This is a genomic window from Gillisella terrae (assembly GCF_004801395.1).
GTDB classification, from domain to species: Bacteria; Pseudomonadota; Alphaproteobacteria; order Rhizobiales; family Rhizobiaceae; genus Allorhizobium; species Allorhizobium terrae.
Map to the genome: position 1 here is coordinate 159400 of NZ_SSOA01000005.1, position 23725 is coordinate 183124.

At 55.5% G+C, this 23725-nt stretch carries 18 protein-coding genes and 1 pseudogene; 8 read left to right on the top strand and 11 right to left on the bottom strand.

The features are described 5' to 3' along the window. Positions 1 to 7: 7 nt before the first annotated feature. The gene (locus E6C51_RS12160) at positions 8 to 1363 is read right to left on the bottom strand and encodes a tetratricopeptide repeat protein (RefSeq protein WP_190236141.1); all 1356 of its coding nucleotides are present in this window, start codon (positions 1361 to 1363) and stop codon (positions 8 to 10) included. 282 nt (positions 1364 to 1645) lie between these two features. Between E6C51_RS12160 and E6C51_RS12165 the strand changes: the two genes are divergently transcribed. The 3 genes from E6C51_RS12165 (at position 1646) to E6C51_RS12175 (ending at position 7941) form a co-directional block, all read left to right on the top strand. Then, the gene (locus E6C51_RS12165) at positions 1646 to 3658 is read left to right on the top strand and encodes a cysteine peptidase family C39 domain-containing protein (protein WP_190236142.1); all 2013 of its coding nucleotides are present in this window, start codon (positions 1646 to 1648) and stop codon (positions 3656 to 3658) included. Beyond that, positions 3658 to 5436 carry an ATP-binding cassette domain-containing protein gene (locus E6C51_RS12170; RefSeq protein WP_190236143.1) on the top strand — a complete coding sequence of 593 codons (1779 nt, stop codon included), beginning with the start codon at positions 3658 to 3660 and terminating at the stop codon, positions 5434 to 5436. The genes E6C51_RS12165 and E6C51_RS12170 overlap by 1 nt, the downstream gene beginning before the upstream one ends. A 297-nt stretch (positions 5437 to 5733) precedes the next feature. Further along, the gene (locus E6C51_RS12175) at positions 5734 to 7941 is read left to right on the top strand and encodes a SulP family inorganic anion transporter (protein ID WP_190236144.1); all 2208 of its coding nucleotides are present in this window, start codon (positions 5734 to 5736) and stop codon (positions 7939 to 7941) included. Between the two features lie 148 nt (positions 7942 to 8089). Here the strand turns inward: E6C51_RS12175 and nikR are convergent, their stop codons facing one another. Beyond that, positions 8090 to 8488 (bottom strand): nickel-responsive transcriptional regulator NikR, encoded by a 399-nt coding sequence (gene nikR / locus E6C51_RS12180; protein WP_146935663.1) that lies wholly within the window; start codon positions 8486 to 8488, stop codon positions 8090 to 8092. Positions 8489 to 8634: 146 nt separating this feature from the next. Here nikR and nikA point away from each other — a divergent pair, with 146 nt between their 5' ends. From nikA to nikE, 5 genes and pseudogenes are all read left to right on the top strand, one after another. Beyond that, complete coding sequence (nikA, locus tag E6C51_RS12185) at positions 8635 to 10215, top strand: nickel ABC transporter substrate-binding protein (protein WP_190236145.1); 1581 nt, start codon at positions 8635 to 8637, stop codon at positions 10213 to 10215. A gap of 3 nt (positions 10216 to 10218) precedes the next feature. Continuing rightward, positions 10219 to 11163, top strand: a complete 945-nt coding sequence (gene nikB, locus E6C51_RS12190) for a nickel ABC transporter permease subunit NikB (protein ID WP_190236146.1) — start codon at positions 10219 to 10221, stop codon at positions 11161 to 11163. 36 nt (positions 11164 to 11199) lie between these two features. After that, positions 11200 to 12035, top strand: a pseudogene (gene nikC, locus E6C51_RS12195) (nickel ABC transporter permease subunit NikC). Further along, on the top strand, positions 12032 to 12820 hold the full coding sequence (locus tag E6C51_RS12200) for a nickel import ATP-binding protein NikD (RefSeq protein ID WP_190236148.1): 789 nt from the start codon (positions 12032 to 12034) through the stop codon (positions 12818 to 12820). The pseudogene nikC and the gene E6C51_RS12200 overlap by 4 nt, the downstream one beginning before the upstream one ends. Beyond that, positions 12817 to 13608 (top strand): nickel import ATP-binding protein NikE, encoded by a 792-nt coding sequence (nikE, locus tag E6C51_RS12205; protein WP_190236149.1) that lies wholly within the window; start codon positions 12817 to 12819, stop codon positions 13606 to 13608. Before E6C51_RS12200 ends, nikE begins: the two co-directional genes overlap by 4 nt. 151 nt (positions 13609 to 13759) lie before the next feature. Here nikE and E6C51_RS12210 read toward each other — a convergent pair whose 3' ends face one another. The 9 genes from E6C51_RS12210 to bglB form a co-directional block, all read right to left on the bottom strand. Next, positions 13760 to 14521 carry an ABC transporter ATP-binding protein gene (locus E6C51_RS12210; protein ID WP_190236150.1) on the bottom strand — a complete coding sequence of 254 codons (762 nt, stop codon included), beginning with the start codon at positions 14519 to 14521 and terminating at the stop codon, positions 13760 to 13762. Then, positions 14518 to 15519 carry a FecCD family ABC transporter permease gene (locus tag E6C51_RS12215; RefSeq protein WP_190236197.1) on the bottom strand — a complete coding sequence of 334 codons (1002 nt, stop codon included), beginning with the start codon at positions 15517 to 15519 and terminating at the stop codon, positions 14518 to 14520. Before E6C51_RS12215 ends, E6C51_RS12210 begins: the two co-directional genes overlap by 4 nt. Positions 15520 to 15572: 53 nt before the next feature. Then, complete coding sequence (locus E6C51_RS12220; RefSeq protein WP_407920806.1) at positions 15573 to 16583, bottom strand: ABC transporter substrate-binding protein; 1011 nt, start codon at positions 16581 to 16583, stop codon at positions 15573 to 15575. 241 nt (positions 16584 to 16824) lie between these two features. After that, on the bottom strand, positions 16825 to 18114 hold the full coding sequence (locus tag E6C51_RS12225) for a Gfo/Idh/MocA family protein (RefSeq protein ID WP_190236151.1): 1290 nt from the start codon (positions 18112 to 18114) through the stop codon (positions 16825 to 16827). 12 nt (positions 18115 to 18126) lie between these two features. Then, the gene (locus tag E6C51_RS12230; RefSeq protein ID WP_190236152.1) at positions 18127 to 19218 is read right to left on the bottom strand and encodes an ABC transporter ATP-binding protein; all 1092 of its coding nucleotides are present in this window, start codon (positions 19216 to 19218) and stop codon (positions 18127 to 18129) included. A gap of 11 nt (positions 19219 to 19229) precedes the next feature. Next, positions 19230 to 20078, bottom strand: a complete 849-nt coding sequence (locus tag E6C51_RS12235) for a carbohydrate ABC transporter permease (protein ID WP_407920807.1) — start codon at positions 20076 to 20078, stop codon at positions 19230 to 19232. A 49-nt stretch (positions 20079 to 20127) separates the two neighbouring features. Continuing rightward, complete coding sequence (locus E6C51_RS12240) at positions 20128 to 21021, bottom strand: carbohydrate ABC transporter permease (protein WP_190236154.1); 894 nt, start codon at positions 21019 to 21021, stop codon at positions 20128 to 20130. A gap of 100 nt (positions 21022 to 21121) precedes the next feature. After that, on the bottom strand, positions 21122 to 22402 hold the full coding sequence (locus tag E6C51_RS12245) for an ABC transporter substrate-binding protein (RefSeq protein WP_190236155.1): 1281 nt from the start codon (positions 22400 to 22402) through the stop codon (positions 21122 to 21124). A 123-nt stretch (positions 22403 to 22525) separates the two neighbouring features. Next, positions 22526 to 23644, bottom strand: a complete 1119-nt coding sequence (gene bglB, locus E6C51_RS12250) for a beta-galactosidase BglB (protein ID WP_190236156.1) — start codon at positions 23642 to 23644, stop codon at positions 22526 to 22528. Positions 23645 to 23725: the final 81 nt, after the last annotated feature.

Sequence of the window (23725 nt, forward strand, 5' to 3'; positions counted from 1 at the left end):
GCCCATATCAAAAAGCCCTCTTAAAACCGATTGCCAGCGTGGTATTGTCAAAGACGCTGGTGTCATAGTTGGACCAGGACTTTTCATAACTGGCCTGTGCAAAGGCCGACCATTTTTTGGAAACGGGGACTGTCTGCGTCAGATTGATCGACCATCTGGTCATCTGCTGTGACGAATTGCTGATCATTGGATCGGCCTGATCAGAGAAACGTCGAGAGAGCAGAGTGGATACGGACACATTCCATGGGTCCGGCAGGCTTGATATCGGCGACATAAAATCCACGGAGATGCCGCTTGTTGCGGCAAATTGCCAGTAGGAATTATAATCAACGTCCGCGTCAAACCGATCGACAATACCGGAAAACCCTAGATTGACGCTGTTCGACAACCGGTAAACGGACAGAAATTGCGTTTGGAACCGATCACCCGATTTATTGCTGAGAGAGGGATAATCCTTGGAATTGTATAGATGCTCATAGCGATATTCGCTACGGATGCCGTAAAATGCGTTGTTGTTGGCGCGCATGCCGACGAGCGCGCCCGCACCAAACGTTACCATCAGGGGATCTCCTGAGAGAACGCCTCCGCCCATGATGCCATAGGTATCCAGTGTATAGTCTGCCAAACCGATACTGTTGAGATCAAAAGACGGACCGGCGGTCACTTCCCCATAGCCGAGATTGAGGTTTGTTGTTTGGCGGTAGAACTCGCCATAGGTGCGTAAACCGGTCTTGAATGTTACCCCCTGCATGGGCAGATCAATGACACTTTGAAACTCGCCGCTGGTATAAAGGCTGACATCTGACGATTTGCGGGCTTCATTCGACAAGACGTAATTGAGGCCATTCAGTGTGACGGTTGCGGCAGTTGGGCCGCTGTTGGCATTCGTCTGATAGCGCGTGCCTGCGCTGATCACGCCGGAAAATGCCGTGATATCACTGTTGCGCGCGATCGCCTGCTGGTATTCTTCTACCTTCTGGCGCACTTCCGGCGGCGTGTTTGCGCTGGAAACGGCCGCGTCAAAATAGGTTTTTGCCGTTTTGAAAGCACCAAGCCGGAAATAAAGCACACCGAGTTCAAGCTGAAGACGCGGCAAACCTGGAGCAAAAATCAGCATGCGCTCCAGCGTTGCAATCGCACCTTCAAGATCGCCAACCTGCGATGACAAGGCTGCATACTCAAACGCCGCATCCAGATTCCCCGGCTGATCAAGCATCGTCTGAAACAGAACCTTGCGCCGCGCTTCAATGGTTGCCACAGCCAGTTTCTCTGCCCGTGGCGGCCGGTTAAACTGGTCTTGGGCCTTTGCAACATCAGCCTGCGCAACCGCAGCAGCCGACAAGGCGAGACACGACAATATCATGGTCGCCGCCGCGGGTAGCCGCCCATAAATCCTGAAAACACGCAACATCGTTAAATCTATTCAAAAGGGTGACTTTATCAGCCTCCATTAACATGGACCCGGTATAGATAACGAGAATTCAACGGGTTATGATTATCGGCATTCCGTCCCTAAATAGACACATTTCGTCCCACTGCGGTTTCGGCCTGGTCACGGCCGGATTAAAACCTGTCGTCGTGAATAGGATTCAGTGCGACAGGCTTTAATGAAGATTGCAAGCGCGACAATTCCGGGCAAGATCTAATGCAAACCGAACGCCAAGCGATGCGTCGTGATGGGTGGAAACAACGGGCGGTCATAACGCCCGACATCCTTCAGGGCGAGCATGCCGAATGCGGAATCGCCGCTCTTGCGATCCTGCTCGGATTTCATGGGGTGCATGTCTCACTGGCCGAATTGCGCCAGCAAAGTGGATCATTGCTTCGAGGATCAACTTTGCGCCACTTGGCGCAGCTTGCTGAAAAAGAGGGTTTCAAGGCAACGGCCCATCGGTGGGAGCCTTTGAACCTTAAACAACAAGAACTTCCAGTGATCGCCCATATGCGTTTTATCCATTTTGTGGTGGTCGAGCGGATCAATGACGATGGCGTTCTCATCAATGATCCCTCCTGTGGGCCTATGCTGATAACGCCACAAGCCTTTTCCCGAGATTTCACGGGCATTGTTCTCAAGATCCAGCCGAGAATCCCACGCCGCCGTGGCACTGCCTTTTCCTTCCATCAAGCGCTTGCGACATGTTTTCGTCCCGATCGGATATTGCGGAAGGCAGGCTTTGAAGGGGCGGTCGTCCGTTACAGTCTCGCCGCCAGCCTGCTGTGTATTGCCAGTGGCATTACGGCACCGCTGGGGCTGGACATTCTGTTGCAACAAAGCGACCAGCATCCGTTTGCAGGCGTTGTCATGTTCGCAAGCGCAGGTCTTACATTTTTCATGGCCTTGGTTTTGAGCGATGCCTGCTGTTTGAATTTGGGCAGAATGGCCTGGAAACGCCTCGTAAACAGCATCAGGGCCGCAGGTGATGAACACTTCCTGTTCGCGCGGCCACAGCGCACAATGATGTTGTTTGGTGCCGTGAAAGACATTCAGGCTACGGAGGTCATGAACGCCTTTCAGGCTCTGCTATGGACCATGAGCGCGCTGCTGGTCGGCGCATGGCTTCACCCTCTTCCGGTTTTGCTGGTGGCTTTGCTGTTTCTGACGCAAGGACTTTGTTTATGGCAGGTGTATCGCAGACGTGGCGGAGTGATTGCCCGGTTTGGAGTCGGGAAAATGCCCGTAGAAAGTGTCGATGTGGATTTCCTCAGCAATCCAAACTGGGCCGCAATTGGATATTCAAGCGACATTCTCTTCAATAGGTTGGCAGGTGTCCATGCCTTGAAGGCATCCGATGCGATAAAGACAGCCGAGGCGTGGCTTGGCCCCGAGACGCTGATAACGGCGCTGGACGTGATGAAATTTGCGCTGCCGATCCTGCTTCTCATACATGGGCAGGCCAACGCCGATGCCACCCTGTTTGCGCTCATACTTGGCGTAGCGACATGTTTTATGGTGCCTCGTCTCAAACGAGGGCTGCATAGCAAGCCGCTGAGGGATGCTTTGGTTTACCTCCATGATTTGCCGCCTGCGGCTGCGCAACCGCGGGCGGCAATATCTACAACGGCAAAGGTATCGATCACCCAAGGTTGCTGGTCGCCAACCGTCGATGCGCCACCGGTGCTGGAAAATGTCAACATGAGCGTGCACAGCGGGCAGGTGTTGATCGTGCATGGACCGCCAGGCTGTGGCATGACAACATTGGCGCGGCTGGCGTCTGGTCTGCTGACGCCAACCCATGGGGCGGTTGAGATCGGTGGTCGCGCGATCCTTGTTGATCATCGGCTTTTGATCATACCGGGTACGATCCGCCAGAATTTATGCCTCAATCGTGCCGACATCGCGGATTCCACACTGTTGGCAAACCTCGAGGCGGTTGACCTTTACCAAACGATTCATCGACGTGGCGGCCTGGATATGACGTTAAATGGCGATCGGCCAAGCCTGAGTGGTGGTCAACTGCGACGCCTGATGATTGCGCGTGCGCTCTGCCATGAAGCCGGGGTTTTGGTGTTGGACGAAGTCCTGGATAACGTGGAAACCGATCTGGCAAAAGAAATCCTCGGCACTCTCAAAGCTCGCGGTCTGGCTGTGGTGCTCACGACGAAAAACAAGGATTTGCTGGACAGCGAGGACCAACATCTTTGCCTTGAAGAGGCATGATGACACAGCCTGCTCACCACCCTCATCAATGGTACCGTGCCCATGTCAGGCTCAGACGGGTACGTTTTGCAGCCTCGTTGCAGCCCCACCAGGATGCCGGGCCATTGGTGCGCCATGGACCTGAGGAGGCAGACACAGCCTCAAGCGCTGAACGGATAGAAATGCCCTATCCGCTTGCTCCGGCCCAAGGCCTTACGCTGCGCCAATGGATTTCCCATTGGCCGCTCGCAGGCTCTCGACGGCGCTATATTATCGATCTCGTTTTGGCCCATCTGCCGGTTTTTGGCTCTATTTTTCCTTTCTTATGGGTTCAGGCTCCCAATGATGGTATTCGGCTCGCCTTGATCATTGCCTTCCTATGCCTCTTCATGGGTGGCCGCCGTTCTAAAATTCGGCTGCAACGCAATCAAACGGTGGCGGTCCATGGTCGCCTTTGGGATCAACTTCTGTCGTCCCCCCCACCGCCCCCCCCACCGGCCCCTCCTGCGGATGATCTTGCGCAAGACCGCCACGCACAGGCCTTGCGGCTTCGCATGGCGCTGGAGGGCGCGCTTTGCGTTGACGAAAACCGCTGCAAGATCGTCGCGTCAGCATGTTTGCTGGTGACGCTTCACGGCCTGATGGCGTGGTCTGCGGACCCAAACGCTGTCGCGATGATGCTTTGTGCCTGTGCATCAATGACGTTCCTCGCTGGACTATTTCAGGTCTATTGTGACCGGCTGAACACGCAACAGACGATAAAAGCAGAACACTTTGCGCGTCTTCAACAGCGTTTGACGTTCCATTTGCCGCTCTTGCGGCAAATGGAACAAGCCGCTTCCATGCACGCGGAGCTGAATAGGGTTCAGCAAGATCATAGCGCGCATGTGTTTTTTACGCGCTGCATCCACTCATTGGCCGCCCTCGCCTCTCTGGTTCTCGCAAGCGGGTGGCTCTTGGGAATTTGCCTAAGCCGGTTGCCGTTGACGATAGGAATCATGACGGATCTGCTGTTGCTTGGCCCAGGCCTCTACACGGCTGCGCGTTTCGGTGTCAGCATTGCGCGCGTGGTTTGCAGCATGTGGCGTGTGGCGGCGGCATCCCCCGATATGCCGCACTTGTCGGTGTCCAGGGACGAGCGAGACATCGAAGGCCTATCCAGAATTTGCCTCAATAACATCAGTTTCAGCCATGACGATCCATCCCACCTGCTGTTGCGCAATGTATCGCTTTGCGTCAACAAGGGGGATGTCATCGCCCTGACGGGTCCCTCCGGGAGTGGAAAATCCACCTTTCTCATGCTTCTTATGGGGCTGGTGACGCCGCAGGCTGGCACGATCACCATCAATGACCAACTTTATCCGTGGACAGGGCTTTCCGGGTATCGAAGCCGGATTGCCAGTGTATTTCAAGATACGTTGATTGGCTTTTCGACTTTGCGCACCGCGATCAGCCTCAATGCAGCGCATTTAACCACAGATGACATTCTTCAGGCTGCTGAAGACGCAGGGCTGAGCGAAGCCATTGCCATGCTGCCCATGGGATTGGAAACTTTAATGGTTGAGGGAGGGTTTCCAAACAGTCTGATGCAACAAGTTTTGATTGCGCAAGGACTGGCGCAAAAGCCGGACCTTCTGGTTCTCGATGAGACATTTTCCGCGCTGGGTCTGGCAACAGCGAACAACATCATCGCCGCCGTTCGCCGCCGCCGCATCACGCTGGTCTTTGCAACCCACAGAGCCGATCTCGCAGCTCTGGCCGACCGTATCTTGCCGTTTGATGTTGCCCGGAATGATTAACGGTTGTCCGCGAAAGGCCCGCAGAGGCACAGCATGAAACAAAATGCCACGATTGCGGGATGAAATCGACGTATAGCGATGTGCCGTGGACCAGATGGATCGCCTATACAAGCTCCATAGAGTTTGTCAGGGAAAAGTGGAGTCCTGTTTTTCTGATCAGACAAACGAAAACAAAGAATATGAGGGTCTGTCAGGTTCAATCTGAATCCGACAGACCCTCATATCCGCATGTCTTCAGGTGCATCCGTTTCCCATGCCGATCCGTTTTTACTCACCATGTCCCGGAAGAACACGGTCATGCGCCCAATCTTGAAGCATTTGCGCGATCAAAAAAAGCAGCGAGATGTTCTGAACGCCGTAGCCTTCGGACTGATTGCAGGTCTTGATGGTCTTGGCACCAGCGTGGCCTTTGCCGCCTTGATTTTCACTGGTACGCTTTCCTCTGGGTTTTCCATGGGCGTCAGCGCCATGCTGCTCAGCTGCGTTATTCTGGCGGGTTATATTGCCTGGCGAAGCCGATACCCAGCCAGTCTGGCACAGGTGCAGGAAACCAGCATTGCCATCCTTGCCGCCGCAGTGACATCGGCTGCGAGCACCATGACGGATGCAGGTTCGGAAGAAAAAATCGCCACAGCCTTCGCTATTCTGGCTGTGAGCACAATCGGCACCGGTATGTTGTTCTATCTGTCTGGCCGCTTCCGGTTTGGTGTGTTGGTGCGGTTCTTGCCTTATCCGGTTATTGCAGGCTTTTTGGCAGGGTCCGGCTGGCTCCTGCTGGATGGTGCCTGGATGATGATGACCAATCAATCCAGCTATGCGGCGATTGTGCACTCTCTTGGCAATGCCAATGTTCTCGCCATAGTTTTGCCATCCCTGATTTTTGCCGGTTTTATGGCCTGTGCCCTGCGCTTGACGAGCAATCCACGCGTGGCACCGCTCATCATGATCCTATCAATCGCATTGTTTTACGCCATGCTGTGGTCGAATGATTTGCCGATACACATGGCGCGGCAGTTGCGCTGGCTTCCGAGCCTTTCAGAGCAGCAAGCCGGATTCTCTCTGCCCTCGCCGGTTAACCTCTGGTCAAAGGCCGATTGGTGGGCGGTTCTTGGCGTTTTGCCAATGCTGGTGTCTGTGCCGTTGATTTCGATTGCCGGTCTGCTTCTCAACACCAGTGGGCTGGAAGTGGCAGCGCGCGGTGATATCAATGCCAATGCCGAGCTGAAAACAACCGGGCATGCCAATATTCTTATTGGATGTCTGGGTGGCGCACCGGGATTCACCGGCCTTGGCATGACGCTGCTTGCGGGAAAACTGGGGGTGCACGGTCGCTTGGCTGGCGCTGCAACCGCCGTCATTCTTGCGCTTACACTGCCTTTTGCCACGCAAATCGCGGCAGGTGTGCCTCTGTTTGTTGCAGCCGGTCTCATGATCATGCTTGGCGCGGAACTCGTCTATGACTGGGCCTTTGCCGCCCGCAAGACGCTGCCTCCCATGGACTGGGCGGCGGTGCTGGCGATTGTATTCTCCATGATGGCCTTTGGTTTCATGACTGGTATTGCGGTCGGACTTGTCTTTTCCACCGTCACTTTCGTGTATAATTATGCGCGTCTTCCTGTAATCCGCCTTGCCGCGAGTGGGCATGATCGACGCAGCAGCACAGACCGATCCAATACCGCCAATAGTGTTCTCGATCAGCATGGCCATCTCATTCATATCATAGAATTGCAGGGCTATCTGTTTTTTGGCACGGTCGAGCAAGTTGTCCGAGCCGTAAAAAAGCGCTTCTCAAATGCACCAAAGCCGAAATACCTGCTTCTCGACTTTCGCAATGTCAGCGGTATCGATTCTGCCGCGATTGCGGGATTTGTTAATATTTTCAGTGTCTTATCAGCGGAAAAGGTCGAAGTTATTCTCTCGCCCATAAGTGCTGACGTACAATCCGTGCTGCAACGCATCAATGATATCACCGACTCTGCCACGCTTGAAGCGGCCACAGACCTCGACCACGCCCTTGAAGAGGCTGAGGATCGCCTGTTGGCATGCCATTGTGGTGCCGAATACTCTGTCGATATTGCCGATCAACTGCTCGCAACATTAGGCCCACACCCGCGCGTGCCGGATCTGGTGGCCGTGATGGAAAGGATAGAGCTTGAGGCGGGGACATGCCTGATCAAAGCAGGCGAGCTGGCCAGCGACATCTTTGTGTTGGCCACGGGGCGGGTCAAAGTCGAAATCACCTTGCCGGGCGGCGGACGTCTGCGCCTTCGTAGCATGGCAGCAGGCGCGGTTCTCGGTGAAGTGGCCTTCTATCTCGGCGGCAAAAGAACCGCCGATGTCATTGTCGAGACCCGCGCCTCCCTGTTTCGCCTGACAGGCGAGACGCTGATGCGACTTGAGGCGGAAGACCCGACACTGGCTGTACTTGCTCATCGGTTGTTTGCATCCACCCTTGCTGAACGCCTGACGTTGGCAAACAGAATGGTGCAGCTTGCCAATGCATGATCACCGAGAACCCGATGAAGGCAGACAGACGATTGCCGGAGATCGGCTTTTTTAGCGAGGAACCAACCTCGCGTGCATTTCGATGAGAGCAGGTTATGGCACCATGCCCCATATATGGCGCACGGCGCTGTAACCTGAGTATCGCATTCTATGTCGGGATAATCTTCAACTCACCATAGGTCACGGACCGCTCCGCCATCACATGATCGGCAAAGTGGCGCACCTCTTCGGTTTTGCCGCGCAAAACGCTGATTTCAAGACAGCGGTGCTGATCCAGATGCACATGCATGCTGGCCACAGACAGATCATGGTGATCATGAAAGGTTGTGGTGAGGCGGCTGGCCAAATCTCTGGCCTCGTGATCATAGACATAGCTTAAAACACCAGCGCATTGGGCGATATGGCCCTCCTCGATTGAAGCCTGCTTCAGCCCGGCCCGTGCCAGATCGCGCAGGGCTTCAGAGCGGTTCTGATAGCCTTTTGCCTGAATCATCCGGTCCAGTTCAGTCATGAGGTCATCGTCAATGGTGATGGTAATGCGCTGCATGATTGTTCCCCCGCTGATGCTGATGGATGGTGTATCATTTTTTGACGCCGCTTCCAGCTTTTGTCCCGATAGATGGTTGACCTGACAAAGTCAGTATGATGTATCAACAAAAACATCTTACTCAACAGCAGCCCACAGGACATTCCATGCTCACATCTTGCTTTCGCCGTGCGGCACTGGCCTTGACGCTGGCCATTTGCAGCCCTCTCGCCCAAGCAGCGGCGGGCGAGATGTTGAATTTCTCCTGGCCCATCAACGTCGGCCCGCTCAACCCTCATCTCTATTCGCCCAATCAGATGTTTGCCCAAAACATGGTGTATGAGCCGCTGGTGCGCTATCAGGCTGATGGCACGGTGAAGCCATGGCTGGCAAGTTCGTGGCAGATTTCGAACGAGGGGCGAACCTATACGTTTCAATTGCGTGAAGGGGTGCAGTTTTCAAATGGCGAACCCTTTGATGCCGCAGCCGTCAAAGCCAATGTGGATGCGGTGCTGGCCAACCGCTCCCGTCATGCATGGCTGGAACTGGCCAATGAAATTGAAAGCGCTGACGTGGTGGATGCCTCGCATGTGCGCATCACGCTGAAACATGCCTATTATCCTTTGCTTCAGGAATTGTCCCTGCCGCGTCCCTTTCGGTTTATCGCGCCGTCACAGTTCAAGCAGGGCGGCACAAAAGACGGCATTCTCAAGCCGATTGGCACCGGCCCTTGGGTTTTGCAAGAAACCCGATTGGGCGAGAAAGACGTGTTTGTTCGCAATGACAAATACTGGGGCGCAAAGCCGAAATTTGAGAGCGTCGATGTCAAGGTCATTCCCGATCCCAACAGCCGCGCCATTGCGTTTGAGACCGGCGATATTGATCTGATCTACGGGTCCGATGGGCCGATTTCGCCCGATACGTTTGAGCGTTTCCGCAAAATGGGAACCTATACAACAGAGCTTTCGCAGCCTCTGGAAACCCTTGTGCTGGCCATCAACACCAACCTCGGCGCGACAAAGGATGTTGCGGTGCGCAAGGCCATCAACCATGCGGTGGACAAGGACAAGATGATTGCCACGGTGCTTTATGGCACCCAGCAACGGGCTGACACGCTTTTTGCCCCCAATGTGCCTTACGCCAATATTGGCCTCAAGCCCTACACGTTCGATCGTTCCGTTGCCGAAAAACTGCTGGATGATGCTGGCTGGAAGCGGCCTGCTCCGAACGCTATTCGGCAAAAGGATGACCAGCCGCTGTCCATCGAATTATGCTTTGTTGGCACAGACGCCATCAGCAAATCCATGGCCGAGATTGTGCAGGCCGATCTGGGTAAGATCGGCATTCAGGTTATCCTGACCGGAGAGGAAGAAAGCAGCATTTTTGCCCGTCAGCGCGATGGCCGGTTCGGCATGATCTTCAATCGTACCTGGGGGCCTCCTTATGATCCACACGCCTTTGTCAGCTCCATGCGCATTCCCTCCCATGCCGATTATCAGGCGCAGCTTGGCCTGCCGGACAAGGCAAAGATTGATGAGGAGATTGGCGCGGTGCTGATTTCGACCGATGAACACGCACGGCAGGATCTCTATCGAGATATTCTGACCCGCTTGCATGAAGAAGCCGTCTATCTGCCGCTCACCTATGTCACCGCCATTGCCGTTGCCAAAAAGGAGCTTGGCCCTATTCCCTTTGGAGCGATGGCGAGCGAAATTCCGTTCGATCAGATCGGGCAAAAGGCGAACTGATCCATGGGTGCATTTATTCTGCGGCGCATTTTGCTGCTGATCCCGATGCTGCTTGGCGCGTCACTGGTGATCTTTCTGATGCTGCGGCTTGGGCCAAGCGATCCGGCCATGGATTACTTGCGCCTGTCAAAAGTGCCGCCAACGCCTTTGGCGCTGGCCGATGCGCGGCAGATGCTTGGCCTCGACCGGCCCATTGCCATCCAATATGCCGACTGGCTGGGCCATGCCTTCCGGCTGGATTTCGGCACCTCCTATGCCACGCAAAGGCCGGTTTTGCCGGATTTGCTCTACTATCTTCCGGCAACGCTGCAACTGGCCGGGCTGGCGCTGATTCTGACCTTTGGCATTTCCATTCCCATGGGGGTCTGGGCATCGCGCCACCGCAACAAACTGCCGGATCATATTGTGCGGCTGGTGTCCTTCCTTGGTGTTTCCATGCCCAATTTCTGGCTGGGCTTTCTGCTGGTGCTGGTGTTTTCCGTGCATCTCGGCTGGCTGCCGGCCATGGGCCGCGGCGGCTTTGCCCATATGATCATGCCGGCCATTGCCATTGCCTTCATGTCGCTGTCCATCAATGCGCGGCTGTTGCGCGCCAGCATGCTGGAGGCGGCAGGCCAGCGCCATGTGCTCTATGCCCGCCTGCGCGGCCTTTCCAGACAGCGGGTTGAGCGCGGCCATATCCTCAGAAACGCGCTTTTGCCAATCATCACCGCCACGGGCATGCATGTCGGTGAACTGCTCGGCGGCACATTGGTGATTGAGAGTATTTTCGGCTGGCCCGGCGTTGGCCGCTATGCCGTCTCTGCCATCCTGAACCGGGACTATCCCGTCATTCAGTGTTTTACCTTGTTGATGGTCGGCATTTTTGTGACCTGTAATCTCCTTGTCGATATTGCCTATGCCTGGGCAGACCCACGAATCCGACTGTCAGCGGGGCATGTCGAATGATGAAAGCATCAACGTTGCCGTCAGCCACGCGCCCGGCTGGCTTTTGGCGCTCCTCGTCGCTGGGTGTCAAAGCCTGCGCGGTCATCGTGCTGCTGTTGGTGGTGGCCACAATTGCAGGGCCGTGGATTTCGCCGCATGATCCGAATTTTGTTGAATTGTCGGAGCGCCTTCAGCCGCCCAACCTCAGCCACTGGCTGGGAACCGACCATCTGGGCCGCGATATTTTTTCGCGTCTGGTGGCGGGTGCCCGCGTGTCGCTTGGCTCTGTTGCCATTGCGCTTGGCCTGATCATCCTCACCGGCATTGTTCTTGGCGGAACCGCAGGCGTTGTCGGCGGGCGCACCGATCAGGTGATCATGCGCATTGCCGATGTGTTTTTGACCTTTCCAACGCTGGTGCTGGCGCTGTTCATGGTTGGAATGCTCGGCACGGGCCTGTCCAATGTCATCCTTGCCATCGCGCTGTCGCATTGGGCCTGGTATGCGCGCATTGTGCGCGGCATTGTGCTGTCCTTGCGCCATCGGGAGTTTCTGCTGGCGGCGCGTATGAGCGGTGCGGGACCGATCAGAACCTTTGTGGATCACCTGCTTCCCGCCACCCTGTCCCAGCTTGTGGTGCTGGCAACCTTGGACATTGGCCATATCATGCTGCATGTCTCTGGCCTGTCCTTTCTGGGATTGGGTGTCGCCGCACCCACAGCCGAATGGGGTGTGATGATCAATGATGCCCGGCAATATGTCTGGACAGCACCATCGCTGATCCTGTGGCCGGGCTTAACGCTGTTTATCAGCGTCATGGCCTTCAATATTCTGGGCGATGCCCTGCGTGACAGGCTCGATCCCCATCTGCGTATGGAGCATGATCACCCATGATCCAAACCCTCTCCATCCAAAACTTAACGGTTTGCCCCGCACAGGCCGATGCTCATCCAGCACTTGTCGATCATCTCTCGCTTGAACTCAAACGTGGCCGCATTCTGGCGCTGGTGGGAGCCAGCGGCTCAGGAAAATCGCTGACCTGTTCGGCAAGCCTTGGCGTCGCACCTGCGGGTGTCAGGGTCGCCCATGGCACGCTTGCGCTGGATGGGCAGCCCGCATTGCCTGAAAATGTGCGTGGCAAGGTGGTGGCCACCATCATGCAAAACCCGCGCAGCGCCTTTAATCCGGTGCGAACCATGCGCCATCATGTGGTTGAAACACTCAAAGCCACGGGCCGGTTGCCGCCAGACCATGACCTGCAACAGGCATTGGCCCTGATGCACGATGTCGGGCTTGAAGAGCCGCAGCGCATTCTGGAGATGCATGCGTTTGAGATGAGCGGCGGCATGTTGCAACGGATGATGATTGCCCTTGCGCTCATGTCCGGTGCGCCCTTTCTGTTTGCCGATGAGCCAACCACGGACCTTGATCTGATTGTGCAGATGCAGGTGCTGGATCTGATTGAGCGCGTGGCCAAACAACAGGGCCTGGGCGTTTTGCTCATCACCCATGATATGGGCGTGGTGGCGCGTCTGGCCGATGATGTGGCGGTGATTGATCAGGGCAAGCTGGTGGAGACAGGCAGCGTCATGGAGATTTTCCATGCGCCGCAACATCCAGTGACACGCATGTTGGTGCAGGCGCACCTCTCCCTCTACGGTCTGGAGCTGGCGCAATGACGCTTTTGCACGCAAAACATCTGAGCAAGCGGTATCGGCACCATTCACTGCTGGGCGCAAGCCCGGCCCGAACAGCTGTCGATGATGTTTCGCTTTCCATTGCCAACAGCGAAACCGTCGCCCTTCTTGGCCGCAGTGGCTGTGGCAAAAGCACATTGGCCAGATTATTGGCGGGGCTGGAAAAACCAGATGCGGGAGAAATCTGTTTCAATGGCACAGCCCTTGGCAGGCTCGCAAAGGCGGAGAAAGCCGCTTTTCGATCCGCCGTGCAGATGGTGTTTCAAGATTCGCCCAGCGCCGTTAACCCACGCTTTGACATTCGCGCCATTATCGGTGAGCCTCTGCGCCACCTCACCACCCTGAGTGAGACAGACCGCGAGAACCGCATCCGCGAGGTGCTGGATATGGTGGAGCTTCCGCTTGCCATCGCCGGGCAATTGCCAGGGCAGCTCAGTGGTGGACAATTGCAACGGGTCTGCATTGCCCGCGCCCTTGCTTGCGCGCCAAAGCTGATCATTCTGGACGAGGCCGTGTCCAACCTCGATCTTCATCTCCAGACCTCGGCCCTGTCTCTGTTAAAATCCTTGCAGGATAAAACCGGGATGGCCTATCTGTTTGTCACCCATGATCTGCGTTTGGTCGAGCGGTTTGCATCACGGGTGATGATCATGGATGCGGGACGCATTGTTGAGGAAGCGACCACCGGCGCGCTGGCTCAACTCAGCCATCCCGCCTCCCTGCTTTTGAAATCGGCCATTCTGCCCGCCTATCCGCGCCGGGCAGCATAATTTTCTCTTTAAACCGATTCCGGTTTAAAGAGTTATGCAGCAGATTTAAAGTGTTACAGCATCCTTTGTGCGCCATATATGGCGCACGGTGCTGTAGAAAACCGGTCTCCACTTTTCCCCGACAAGCGATAGAAGAGCGTGATCCCGTCAATTACCGCTCAAAATGAACAAGCGGCTTGCCATGATAGGGCGAGCGGGTGACATGCGCATCGACACAAAACACATCCCTCAGCAGCTCCCGGGTCAACACATCTTCAGGGGTTCCGAATGCGACGACTTTTCCAGCCTGCATGACGAGCAGCCTGTCGCAAAACATGGCCGCGTGATTGAGGTCATGCAGCGCAATGATGCTTGTAACGGGGAGTTCCGAGACCAGCCGCAGGAGGCTGACCTGATGATGAACATCCAGATGGTTGGTCGGCTCATCAAGGATGAGCTCTTTCGGTGACTGCGCAAGCGCACGGGCGAGATGGGCGCGCTGCTTCTCCCCTCCCGACAGGCTCTGCCAGCTATCATTGCGTTTTGCGGTCAACTCCGTTCGCGCAAGGGCATCGTTGACAGCAGCATCATCTTCGCCTGTCCAGCCGGAAAACATCGATCTATGGGGGAAACGTCCAAGTTTGACGACATCCACGACTTTGATATTCGCGTTGGTGGTGGCGTGCTGCTCGATCAATGCAACGCGCTGGGCAATGGTTCGACGGCGGATCTTGTCGATGTTTTGCCCATCGAGCGTCACCTGTCCCGAGAGCGGGCGTTTCAGGCCCGCCAACAGTCGCAACAGCGAGGTTTTGCCCGATCCGTTCGGCCCTAAAAGTCCGAGCATTTCTCCGGGGCTGACGATAAGAGACACGTCGTTAACGATTGTCTTCGAACCAATTTTCCAGACAAGATTATCGGCTCTGATACTCATGATGCCCGCTGCAACTTATAGAGAATGACCGAGAAGAAGGGGACGCCCACCAGGGCTGTGACCACACCGATTGGCAAAAGCTGCTGGGGAACAAGCGTACGCGAGGCAATGTCTGCCAAAACCATGAATATGGCTCCGGTAACGGCGCAGGCGGGCAAAAGCCTGGCATGCAGTGGGCCTACCACAAAACGGGTGGCGTGTGGAACGACAAGTCCGACGAAGCCGATTGTGCCAACCATGCTGACAATCGTTGCCGTCATGATCGCCGTCAGTGCAAAGAGGACAATCCGTGTTCGACCAATATCAATGCCCAAGGATGCTGCCGCTTCGTCGCCAAAGGCAAAGGCATCGAGAACCCGCGCGTAGAAAAGACAGGCGATCAATCCGAGACCCACGACGATGGACACGAGCGCAAACTCTGGCCAGCGGACGCCGCCAAGGCTGCCGAGCAGCCAGAACATGACGTCGCGCGCCTGCTGCGCATTGCCAGAGGTTGTGACAATGTAAGATGTTGCCGCATTGAACAATTGCGATGCGGCAACGCCTGCCAATATGGTTCTGTCGGCACCGCCGCGCGCACCGTTTGACAAGAGCGCCACAAGCAGAAAAGCCGCGAATGCTCCGGCGAAAGCTCCAGCCGACAGAGAGACTGCACCGGCGCCAATGCCAAGAATGACGACGGCCACCGCGCCGGTCGACGCACCTGCCGAAATGCCGAGCACGTAGGGTTCTGCCAGAGGGTTGCGCAGCAAGGCTTGCATGATTGCGCCGCACAAGGCCAGTCCGGCACCGCAAAAGACCGCAACCAGCGCACGGCTAAGCCGATAGTCCCAGATCACGGTTTCATGGATGCGGTTCAGCGGAACCTCTGTCCAGCCAAGCTTGTTGGTGATCGCGAAATAGGTGGTTGACAGCGGGATCGGCATATCACCGATCCCCACGCTGACGCCAACCACCAGCGCGATGGCAACGAGCGAGGCGAGGGCAAACCCCACCATCGCGGCGGTGTGTCGCTGCGGTTTGGCAGACGAAGCGTGGATGGCTTCGGCGCTCACCTTAGGCCGAGCCTCTTCAGTTGTTCTGCAACTTGCTCGGCACCGTAAATTGTCCGCACGGTCGGATTCATGGCTTGACCATCCATGACCACGATCGCCTTGTTCTTCACCGCAGGCATCTGGCTGGTGGCGGGATCGGTTGTCAGGAACTTGATCTTGGCCTCTGACTTGTCGAGTTCCCACCGGTTGCGATCAACCTGCGCAACGACGATGACATCGGGGTTGCTGGCGATGATGCTTTCCCAACCGAGAGCAGGAGATTCGGCCTCTGAGGTAATGGCATTCGTTCCACCCAGAACATCCGCAATAAAGCCGGATGCGCTGTTCTTGCCGCCAAGGTAGGCGTCAGCGGAGGGCGATGGACTGGAGAACCAGAATACGAAGGACAGTTTCTTTCCGTTCTTGGGCGCATCCGCGCGCAAGGCAGCCTCCCGCTTTTTCAGATCGGCAATCAGGGCATCCCCCCGGTCGCGGACATCAAAGATCTCGGCGAGTTCATCGATCTCCTGATAAAGGGTGCTCATGTTCCACAGCTTGGATCGCTCACCGTAGCCGAATTTGTCCTTGGCCACACCGTCCGCGACACAGGTGCTCGGCGAGATATAACTTGGTACACCAACCTTCTCAAAGTCCTCGCGCTTGGCAACCTTGCTCGATGGGCCAAGCAGGCTCGGCAACGCGGCTGCGACGAAATCCGGGTTCTGGGCAAGAATGGCTTCGAAGGTGGGGAACTCGACCGAGATAACCTTGACCTTCGCATTGGCTTCGGCAAGTTGCGGAAGAACCTTGTTTGGCCAGAAAGCGGTGCCCACCATCCGGTCTTGGAGGCCGAGCAGCAGCATGATCTCCGCGCTGTTCTGGCCCAGTCCAACGGCGCGCTGCGGTGCCTTGTCGAAGGTTATTTTCGTGCCGCAGTTTTCAATTGTCAGCGGATAGGTGGTGGAGGCTGCAAAACTCGGTGTCGCCATCATGCCAATGACGGCGCAGAGACCTGCACCTATAAACATCCGCTTCATCATTCGGCTCATCCTTTTCCAGTCTCGATAACGATGAGCATCCTATAATCAGCAGTGTGGAGATAAACAAGATGATTTTTATCATCTTTACAGCGCCCGTCACCAAACATGGGGCACAACGGACGCTGTAAAGTGCAGCACGTTTTACTGCACTCAGGAGAGCGGCCCCTTATCTTTATTTTTGCGCATATGCTTTATTGTTGAATGGCGCACAATTACAGCGCGAAATGCTTTACAATTTGATGCCACGGGCGCGCAGCATGGATTGAATATTGACCATGGCACCTGTTTCAATTGAAGCATTGGCGGCAATGCCGGTGAGGATGGACCACGCACCGGCGATATGGTCTGATGCGCGGTTGTATCGATCCGGTTCCATGGTATCGGGCGCAAAAATATATCCCAACATCACCGGGTCGGCACCGCCGTGATGGCCCTTGGCTTTTGGCACATCCAGCATGCGCGGATGCTCGCCCGCCAGATGCAGCTCTGTTGTGACGGCCTCTTCATCGGCATGGGCGCGCTCGCCGCCAAACACGCCATGCACTTCCACATGGCGATGGGTGATATCGCCCTTGGTGCCCTGAAACTTGATTTCCAGCCCTTCCCAAGGGGAATAGGCCGTCAGGGTATAATTGGCCGTCACACCCGATTTGTAGCGAATATGGGCCTGCATGGTGTCTTCAATACCGATCTCTTCGTCAAACACGCAAAGATCACGGAAATAACCATCTTCGGCTTCACCATCGAGATAGAGCGCTTTCAGGCCCTCGTCGGCGGATAGATCAAGCTCAAAATCGCATTTATCCGCCACCGGACAGAGGTGACACCGCGGCCCCCTGCCCTCCAGCCCCAGCGCTTTTGCGGTTTCTGGCCGATAAAAGGAGCGACGTCCTGATGCCAGCACCTCGGTTGGCACCGTGCCAAGCCACCAGTTGAGAAGATCGAAATGATGGGTGGATTTATGCACCAGTAATCCGCCGGAATTTTCCTTCTGGCGATGCCAGCGACGGAAATAATCGGCCCCATGCACGCGGTCGAGATGCCAGTGAAAATCCACCGCCGTCACCTCGCCAATCGCGCCTGAGGCAATCAGCTCCCTGATCTGGGTGCGGGCCGGCGAATAACGATAGTTGAACGTGACTTTGACTTGACGACCGGTGCGCGCTTGCGCATCGACAATCATTTTCAGCCGCGACAAATCAATGGTCAGCGGCTTTTCGCAGATCACATCGCAGCCAGCCTCAAAAGCCCGCACAATGTAATCGGCATGTAAAAAATCGGGTGTGGCCACCACAACCGTATCCGGCTTTTGTTCGGCAATCAGCCGGTCAAAATCCTCGGCCAGATAAGTTGGCACGCCATTGGTGCCGGGTTTCGAGACCGCTTTTGCGGCCTCATTTAATCGGTGTGGATTGCTGTCGCTCAGGGCAACAATCTCATGCCGGTCGTGATAATCATCTATCACGGAATCACGAAACATCTTGTGTCGTGAGCCGCAGCCTACAATCGCAATTTTCACAGCACTATACTCTTAATCAGGGTTGGTAATCAGGTTTGGCTCCACGCGCGTGCCATCGGCATCGAAATAATGAAGATCGGCAGGATCAAAGCCGATGGTGAGCGCGTCGCCCACCCGATAGTCTACCTTGCCGCTATCGCTGATCAGCAGCACCTGGCCGCTGGAAAGCACCACATGCAACAATGTCTCGCTGCCGAGATATTCAACCAGCCGAATGATCGCCTCGCCAGAGACCTTGCCGCTGCCAATACGCAAGGATGACGGGCGCACACACAGTGTCAACGTCTGATCGGAGGTTGGCAGATCGGGGATGGTAAAATCGGGCAGACCATCCACCCGCACCCGCGCAATGGAGCCTTCGCGGGATACTTTAGCTGCGAGCATGTTGATCTTGGGCGAGCCAATGAAGCCCGCCACGAAGAGATTTTGCGGCTTGGTGTACAGCTCTTGCGGCGTGCCAACCTGCTCGATCTTGCCGCCGCGCAGCACCACGATGCGGCTGGCCATGGTCATGGCCTCCACCTGATCATGAGTGACATAAATCATTGTCGTGCCAAGGCGATTGTAGAGCGAGGCAAGCTCGGCGCGCATTTGCACCCGCAGTTCTGCATCGAGATTGGACAGCGGCTCATCAAACAAAAACAGCTGTGGTTCACGCACAATGGCGCGGCCAATGGCAACGCGCTGCTTTTGCCCGCCCGACAATTGCCGGGGTTTGCGATCCATCAGCGGTTCAATTTGCAAGATGCGGGCCGCATCATTCACGCGCCGCTCAATCTCCGCCTTGCTCATCTTGAAATTCTGAAGGCCAAAAGCGAGGTTTTTGCGCACCGACATATGCGGATAAAGCGCATAGCTTTGAAACACCATCGACAGTTCGCGCTTGGAGGCTGGCAGGTCATTGACCACCTTGCTGCCGATGGAGACAGTGCCATCGGAAATATCCTCAAGGCCTGCAATCATCCGCAGCAGCGTGGATTTGCCACAGCCGGAGGGGCCAACCAGCACCAGAAATTCGCCGTCATGAATATCAAGGTTCAGCCCATTGATAATGCTGAGTGCGCCATAGCGCTTGGCGACGTTGCGAAGTGTCAAACCAACCATGTCGTCTATCCTTACTTCATTCCGGAGGTGGCGATGCCACGCACAATCAATTTCTGGAACAGGACGAAGAAAATCACCACCGGAACCAGGGAGAGCACCGACATTGCAAACATCTGCCCGTAAGATGACTGGCCGTCCTGATCGAGAAACAGGCGAAGGGCCAAAGGCACGGTGTAGCTTTTGATGTCGTTGAGGTAGATGAGTGGTGCCAGAAAATCTTCCCACACCCAGATCAGCGAGAAAATCGCCGCCGTGCCCATGGCAGGCAGCGACAATGGCAGAATGATCGCCCAATAGATCTTGAAGGGCGAGCAGCCATCAATCATCGCCGCTTCATCCAGTTCACGCGGCAATTGCCGGAAGAATTGCACCATCAGGAAAATGAAGAAGGCGTCAGAGGCCAGAAACCGTGGCACCACCAGCGGCAGATAGGTATCGACCCAGCCAAGCTGCAAGAACAGCACATATTGGGGAATGAGAACCACATGATAGGGGATCATCAGGGTCATCATCATCAAGGCAAAAAAGAAGCTGCGACCGGTAAACCGCAGCCTCGCAAACGCATAGGCCGCAAAGGAGCAAGACAGCAGATTGCCAATCACCGACAGGCCGGTGACAATGGCCGAGTTGATGTAGAAGACCGTAAAAGGCAGCGGCAGGGCGTTCCACCCCTTGGTGTAATTTTCAAGCTGAAACCGGCTTGGCCACAGCGCCAGATTGCCAAAAATCTCGTTCTCGGGCTTGAACGATGACGCTACCAGCCAAAACAGCGGGTAGAGCATCACGCAGGACATGCCGATGAGAAAAAGATGCTTAAGGATGCGGGCATTGCGGGCCTGCTTTTCACGTTTCAGGCGCATCTCATGGGCAACCAGCGCTGCCTCATCCAGCTCGATCGCGAGCGCCAGATCAGTCGCGTTCGTTTTCATAATGCACCCAATATTTCGAGGTCAGGAAAGCAACCGCTGTGAAGACACCGATGATAATCAGCAGCACCCAGGCCAAGGCCGAGGCATAGCCCATGCGGAAGAATTTGAAGGCTTCATTGAAGAGATAGACCGTATAGAACAGCAGGCTATCCGCCGGCGCGCCCGTGCCATTGGAGATGATGAAGGCGCTGGAAAAGGTCTTGAAGGCCTCGATGGTTTGCAAAACCAGATTGAAGAAAATCACAGGTGCCAGCAGAGGCAATGTGATGCGGGTAAATTGCCGCCAGGCGGGGGTGCCATCAATTTCGGCCGCCTCATAGAGATCCCGCGGAATGCTGCGCAGACCGGCCAAAAAGATCAGCATGGGCGAGCCAAACTGCCACATGGCCAGCACCACCAGCGTGTAAAGCGAGGTATTGGGATCGGTAATCCATGAGGTTAACTGCAAGCCAAAGCGGGCTGCAATCTGGTTGATAACGCCATGGGTATCAAACAATTGCCGCCAGAGAATGGCGATGGCAATGGACGATCCGAGCAGGGATGGCAGGTAGAAGATCGCGCGGTAAAGACCAATGGTGCGCAAGCCCTTATCCAGCAGCATCGCGACTGCAAGCGCCATGATCAGGCGGGCGGGAACAGCAAGGGCAACATAATGAAAAGTCACATCAATGGCCTGCCAGAATCGGCGGTCACGGGTGAACATATAGACGTAATTGCCAAACCCCACCCAGCGCGGCTCACCCACCATGTCATAGCGCGTGAATGAGAGGTAGAGCGATGCCAGAATAGGCCCAAGTGCGAGCAAAAAGAAGCCGAGCAGCCACGGCAGCAAAAAAGCATAGGCCGGCCCATTGCGGGCAATGAAACGTCTCATCGGCATGACCTTAATAGCGGGACGAAAATCCCGAAGCTTATGAGGAAGAAGCGGATTCCGGGCCATGAGCCAGCCCGGAATCAACAGGCTTACGCATGTGTCATTGGGCGCGATCGATGATGGATTGCGCATCATCAATGAATTGGGCTGCCGCATCCTTGGCGGTCATCTTGCCCAAAACAACCTCGGATCCGGTGCGCATAAAGGAATCGCGCACCTCGCCTGCCCCTTTGGGCGCAGGCAAAGGCAGCGGTCCAACCTTGCTCTGGATCTTGTCGAAATAATCGACGCAGAGTTTCTCAACGTCGGTCAACTTCGGTTGAAGTGCTGCGCGCACTTTTGGCGATGCGGGAATGCCACGTTCCAGACCCAGAATGCCGGTGATGTCGGGATCATTTACCCAGGCGTTCATATAGGTCATTGCCGCTGTCGGATCTTTGGCATCACGGCTCAGGGACATGAACATGGATGGCTTGATATATTGACCCGGCTTGCCGCCCGCCTTGGCGGGCACGGCTGCGGCGCCAATCTTGTCCTTGGCGGCGGCTTGAATACCCACCATCTGGTTTGACCAGAAATGCGACATGGCGGTGTCACCCACCGCAACGCCCGATTCAACAATGGGCAGATCGAGAACCAATGTGCGATCCTTGTTGCGCACCGTGCCTGCCTTGCGAAGATCCTCCCAGAACTGCCAGAACCCCGCGACATCGTCAGCGGTTGCAGTGACCTTGCCGTCCTTGTCGTAGAATTCATGGCCATTTTGGCGTGACCAGGATTCAAACACTTCGATCATCAGGGCGAGGTCATCGGAGCCTTTAACCTTGCCGCTGGTCGACTTCGTGATTTTCTCGGCGGCTTTGGCAAAATCATCCCAGGTCCAGCTCAGGAGATCGGCATCAATGCCAGCCTCTTTGAACACGCGGGTGTTATACATCATCACTTGCGTGTTTGAGCCGATGTTGAGCGCATAAAGCTTGCCATCGACCTTGCCGCCATCAATAGGGCCTTGATCGAACCCGTCCAGCATCAGGCTTTTGCCAATAAACTCATCCAGAGGCTTTAACGCACCACGGCGCACATATTCAAACAGATAGCGGTAATCCATCTGCACCAGATCGGCCATGTTGCGGCCCGCCGTCTGGGTGGCCATCTTGGTCCAATAATCACCCCAACCGATGGTTTCGCCAGACACTTTGATGTCGGGATGCATTTTCTGAAATGCATCAATAGCGGCAAATGTGCGCTTGTCACGGTCGGGATTGCCCCACCAGAAATGGCGGATGGTGGTTTGGGCAAACGCTGGCAGTGCTGGCAGCATGCTTGCCGCAGCACCGGCGGCGATGGTGCCGAGAACCTTGCGTCTTGTCAGGTCAGTCATCTATTCCTCCTCCTCAAAGTCACAGGGATGGCATGGCCAATCCCGATCCGTGACGTTCTCCCGTTTCAACGGCGGTTAAGCTTCCTCCTCGCTTAGGTCCGCAGCCACTTTCCTTCGCAAACTTCAGATGTAACTGCGCAAAAGCTCTGTGAGGCAAAACATCGCCATGGCCTGCCCATAGGGCATGGATGTACGCTTGATCTGGCGATAGAAATCCAGATCATTGCCCATGGCCGTGCCAAACGACACTTGCTGCAATTCGCCTTCCGCGCTGATGTTGTCGATCACCGCCTGCATGGCGCGTTCGGCCACCGGCATATAATCCGCTGGCAAATAACGTTTGCGCACGCCCTTCATCAAACCATAGGCAAAGCCAGCCGTCGCCGACGCTTCGAGATAGCTGTCGGGATCATCAATCAGCGTGTGCCAAAGCCCGGACGCATGCTGATGGGCTTTCAGTGCCTGTGCCTGACGCCCCAAAATCGACACCAGATGCCTGCGCAACGGATCAGTCTCGGATAAGCCGACAAGCTCGATAAACTCAGGAATGGCAATCGTTAGCCAGCTATTGCCCCGCGCCCAGCGGGCCTTGGCAAAATTGTGATTGCCATCAAATGTCCAGCCATGAAACCACAGGCCGGTCTGCGTATCCATCAGATATTGGGCATGCACCAAAAATTGATATTTCGCCTCTTCGACAAATTCCGGCCGGTTGAGAACAAGCCCGATCTTGGCCAGCGGCAACACGCTCATCATCAGCGTGTCGTCCCACATCTGCTGGTCGTTGACGTTGTTATAGACGATATGCTGCAAACCACCTTCGCGGGTGCGCGGCATGTCATACATCACCCATTCCGCCCACGTCTCGAGATAGGGCAGCCAGCGGGCATCCTGTTTGATCTCATAAAGATGGGCAAGGGTGATAAAGGGTGCCACCGTATTGATATTCTTGGTGGGTGTGCCTTCAGCAAGACGCTCTTCAAACCATGTTTCGATAATATCGAGGGCTTTTGGGTTGGCCGTCATTTGCCAATATTTGAAAAGTCCATAAAGACCAATACCGTGGGTCCATTCCCAGCCTGCCCAGCCCTTGGTATCAATCACCCGGCCGTCATCAAGCCTGAGCAAAAACTCGCCCGTCTTGTCTTCGATGTGAATGAGATTATCCGTCAGCCGGTCAATCAGCTCGCAAACAGCACTGAGCTCCAAAGCATGGTGTTTTTGTTGCAGCAGCGGATGCATGGTGGAGGCCCTCGTGTTTATTTTTTCGGAACGCCGTTTCGAAAAACAAGAAATCACACTCCTAAATACTTTTCAACGGTG